At 31.2% G+C, this 4,482-nt stretch carries 1 protein-coding gene; it reads right to left on the bottom strand.

All coding sequences use genetic code 11. The features are described 5' to 3' along the window. Nucleotides 1-4,197, bottom strand: a 4,197-nt coding sequence (locus GBI66_RS19075) for a hypothetical protein (protein WP_151717176.1), incomplete at its 3' end; no start/stop codon positions are given. Between the last annotated feature and the right edge of the window lie 285 nt (nt 4,198-4,482).

Below are 4,482 nucleotides of genomic sequence, written 5' to 3'. Positions count from 1 at the left end.
AACTAAGATCTCAAAGGTCTGTTTCATTTTTGAGTGATCATATCCTTTTGTATCATCACCAAGAAGTTGGCTAATTACTGAAGCATAACCCAAAAGACTTTCATTATTTTTGGACTGGAGGCCTTGTTTCAGCTCTTCTTCAAATAAACCATTGAATAACCATCGAGCAATAACTTGTTTATGACCTTCTTTTCTAACATCTTGATATGGAGAACCCACCATCATTTGTACAAGAGCTATAAATGACAATTTAAATTCACTACTAAATGCATTATTGAAATAGTAGTAATAGCCATGACTTAAGGTATTTCTAATGTCTTTTTGACATAATTCTATAAACTTTTGAAAAGCATAATTACGTTCATAATTATACATGGGTAGAAGTAAATCAGCAGTTGCCATTCTTACAGCCGCATGTTCATCATTTAAAGCATTTTCAATAAGATATTTGTGAGAAAGAGCATATTCTTGATCATCCCAAAATTTTTCAGCCAATCCTTTATATGCGCTTCCTCTTGTACAGTTAAAAGTATTTCCAGATAAATCATGGCTTGAAATTTCATCTATTTGATTAGGTTGACCTCCTCTATGAATATTTAATTTATTTGGTAATGGGTCATCCGCTGATAAAGCAATATCTTCCAGTAGTTTTAAGTATTTTGGAGATAGTAATTTAACTCTTCCAGAAAGTATTTTTTGGAGTGCTCTAGAATAATTTATAGATGAAAAATGATCGATAACTTGTTCAATCAAATCAATAGGACAGGGGGTCCATTGTTCTTTTAGATGCTCTGGAACTTGATCAAGACTATTTTCACTTAATCCTGCATATAAAGCATTAATATAATCTTGATGAATATTTTTCGGTAAGGTCAAAGCAAATTCTGCAAAACGTTTAGGTTCAGCATTCACAGCACTTCTAAAATTACTTGAAAACTGCTGAATACTACATTCGGTGCTTTCCTGATCAAATTTAAAGCCTTTAAACTCTTTGGGATCTGTCAGTATTAATTTTTTCCAAGCTTTATCTGATAGTTGAAGGAAATTTTTAATGGGAGATCTAACAAACCCTGCCATACTGTTGGTATTATGACAAAAATCATTTTCAGTATAGTTTTCATATTTACGGTTAAGTATGGTAATTAGTTGTTTAGACTTTTTAGAAATACGAGATAAATCTAATTTAGGCAGTAAATAATATTGAGTTTTACCCCAATAAGGTATGTAGCGGTTTATACGTGTAGCTTCTAAGAGCCATCTAATTTCTTCTAACTCATAATCAGGAGGAAAATAATAAATTGTATTTTCAAGTTCCTCAAAGTTTTTTTGATTACAATGAGGCGAAAATTTTTCAATTAGTTTCCCAGCCAATTTCCAAACAGGTTCTTCGTTATCATTTCCTAATTTGAACTTATCGATTGAGTTATCTAACAGCCATTCAATTACAAAATCAGCATGATCTATCTCAATATTTAAAAAAGCATTAGCATATATACGATTAAATATTAGATTGGGATTATTTTTTAATGGGATTAATAAATGAAAAAGTTCAGTAGATTGTAAAGCCATATTCTGAGAAGCTTTAATGACGAGAGTGAATAAGGCTTTGTATATAAAAGTTTCAAACGATGTTCTTACAGCATATTCTTCAGACCATTTAAAAGCATCAAAATCCTCAATTAGAGGTTCAGAAAAATACTGATCTAAAAAAGGTAAAAAAATCCTTAGCACATCTTGTGAATGGCTTTCAGCAAGTTTCTCAATACACTCTGTGTTGTAATCAGACCATTCTTCTCTTGAGCTTAGTCTTGTATATAATTCTTCATTACACATGACCTTTAATAGATGCAAAGCTCTTAACGGATACTTTTTAGTTAAGTCATCCCAAAAAATATAGTTACTGTTGACTCCATTTTGAATTAGCTCAATGCGAAGATTAAATAATTCCTCTGAATCATCACTAATTTTCCAACATAAACAGTTGTATATCTTTTGATTCCACTCAGGTGATTGATTCACGAACTTAGATAATTCATTGATCAACAAGTTTGGAGCTTTATCAGAAACTGAGCTTAAAAGCTCTAGAGCTTTAGGTTGCATATCACTATTCTCATCTAACCAATCACTTAGATAATGATTTTCAGAAAGATATTGAACGAGTGTAGGGCAACCGCTACAACTTAATCTTATAAAATGAGGTGCTAGATCAGGATCTGAAATGATCTTATTTATAAGCTTTTTAAGGGGAGCTTTAAAGTTCTCTATATACCGTAATGTACTAAATACCAATGATTTTAAGTGGAAACGAATCTCAGAATGAAAAAGAACTGCTTCAATACAATTACAGAAAGCTCTTTCATCTGCTTCATATAACATCGCGAGTGCATATCTGAGATGCTCTCGTTTTAAAAGGGTTTGTTGATTTTTTGGACCTAATTCATGTAAGAAATCTTCAGGAGAACTAAGACCTTGCGAATATAACTTTTTTCCTATCGCATAATCATGGATTGCTTGATGTCTAAAACTAATTTCTCTATTTTGCTCAGTAAGTAATCCGACAGAAATCATAGCTTTCTTAATTTCTGATGAGCCAATTGATAATTGAGTTGATGAAACACTTAGTTTGTTAGCTTGATTCATCAAATTTATAACTTCGTTGAAGAAATTTTCACTATTTGCTATAGAAATACTATGACTATCAGTGAGTTGTTTAAATCTATCATCGATGAAAGATCTGATTAAATCTAATTTTGTTGTAAATTTAGGAGCGCACCCTAAATCATTGGCTAGATCAATATAAATACCTAGCCATAAAGGAATTTTTAAAATATTCTGTTGCTCATTACTCAACTGATCATAGTCTTCAAATTGGCTAACATATGGCTTAATCTGATCTGGCTCAAACAGTTTTAATTCCATCTGTTTGACATCACTATTGAGTTCACTGATCCAATTTCTTAGGCGCACATCATCTTCAAGCTCAAAGTTTCTTGTTGCCATAATAATTTTTATATTGATATTGCTATATTGGCGTAGTAAAAGAATCTCTGTAACCATTTTAATGCATATATCTAATGCATTTGATGAGTGAAGAGCAGTCCAACGAAGAGCATCTAATTGATCAAGCAAGATGATAATTTCTTGACCCTGTCCATATTTTTCTAAGCATGCAATGGGCGAATATGGAAATCCTAAATCTTTTCCAAATTGATCGAGATTTTTTTGAGGAACTCGTCTATCTAGTCGAATAGGAAGAACAATAGTCCCAGATCGAACAAAATGTTTTTTCAAATCTAATAAGAAAGCACTCTTGCCAACCCCTGCATCAGCTTTAATTATTGTGATTGGGCTATTATTAACAGTATCTAATGTAGTATTGAACTCGGCACGTTGAATGTTTTGTTGTGATATTAAATAAGGCTCGATTGAGCGATCAAATTCATCATTTAGCGTTGCTATTACATCGGATATATGAGGATCACCCTGATAGGTTTTAAAGGAAAAGTGGTGAGCTTCTAAATCTGCTTTAAGAGTATGAGATGTAATACGTGTTCTTAACTTACCGCATTTAACAGGGTAACTTTGAAGGAAATGAACAAGATGGTTAGGAGGCTGATAAACTAATTTTTCAGCTAATAATATACATAATTCATGATCTATATCATCTTCATTAAATTTCTGTATTTCAAAACACTTTAGAAAGTGAAGAGCTTTATCTAAATCTTCAGGTTTTGATAGATTTAATTCTAATTTTTTACACAATTCACTAAATAATTTACGTCGTTCTTCACTAATATTTTGGATTTGATATTTGTAAAAATCAGAACTTGAACCTGTACTATTTCGAGCACTTTCACAGATATCTTCAAGTAATCTAAAACCAATTCTTGAAACTACCTTATAGGACTTTGAACCAGATAGAATGTGTTGAAAACCCTTTGTTAGAAGTTCTTTAGATTGAAGAGTAGAAAGAGACCAAGCACCATCAGAAACATTTCCAATTTTGCATTGATGATGCTCTTTAGATCCATCCAGATTACCAATAATAACATCTACAGCATCTTCATCTGGACCAACAGGTTCAACTTGAACATAAGAAATTTTTTCATCTAACAATCTTAAGAGCTGAAATGTCACCCAAGAAGATTCATAACGATTTCCTATTTTTTCTGCAAAGCCACCTGGTTCTAAAGACACAAAAATCCTCGATGTTTAAAGACTTATTATTTTTAATAATTTATATTTTTTATTCATACTTTCCAATAATTAACTTCATAATTTATCGAATATTTTTAATTTTTTAGTTGCTTGAGTAGTCTATTGTTGAACTTATTGCTAAAATAATAAAAAACTAAACCTAAGTTCATGAATTAAAAGATCTATACTTTAAGATTGATATCTGTACCAAGCATTACTTAACATTTCTTGTTCATCGCAATATTCTGTAATTCCTCCTAGATGGACAAAATATTTATATTTTTA

Origin of the sequence: Acinetobacter sp. TUM15071 (assembly GCF_008980925.1) — a bacterium.
In the GTDB taxonomy this organism is placed as follows: domain Bacteria; phylum Pseudomonadota; class Gammaproteobacteria; order Pseudomonadales; family Moraxellaceae; genus Acinetobacter; species Acinetobacter dispersus.
The sequence above is the reverse complement of the archived record's forward strand: the minus strand, read 5'-3'. Positions and strand labels throughout refer to the sequence as shown.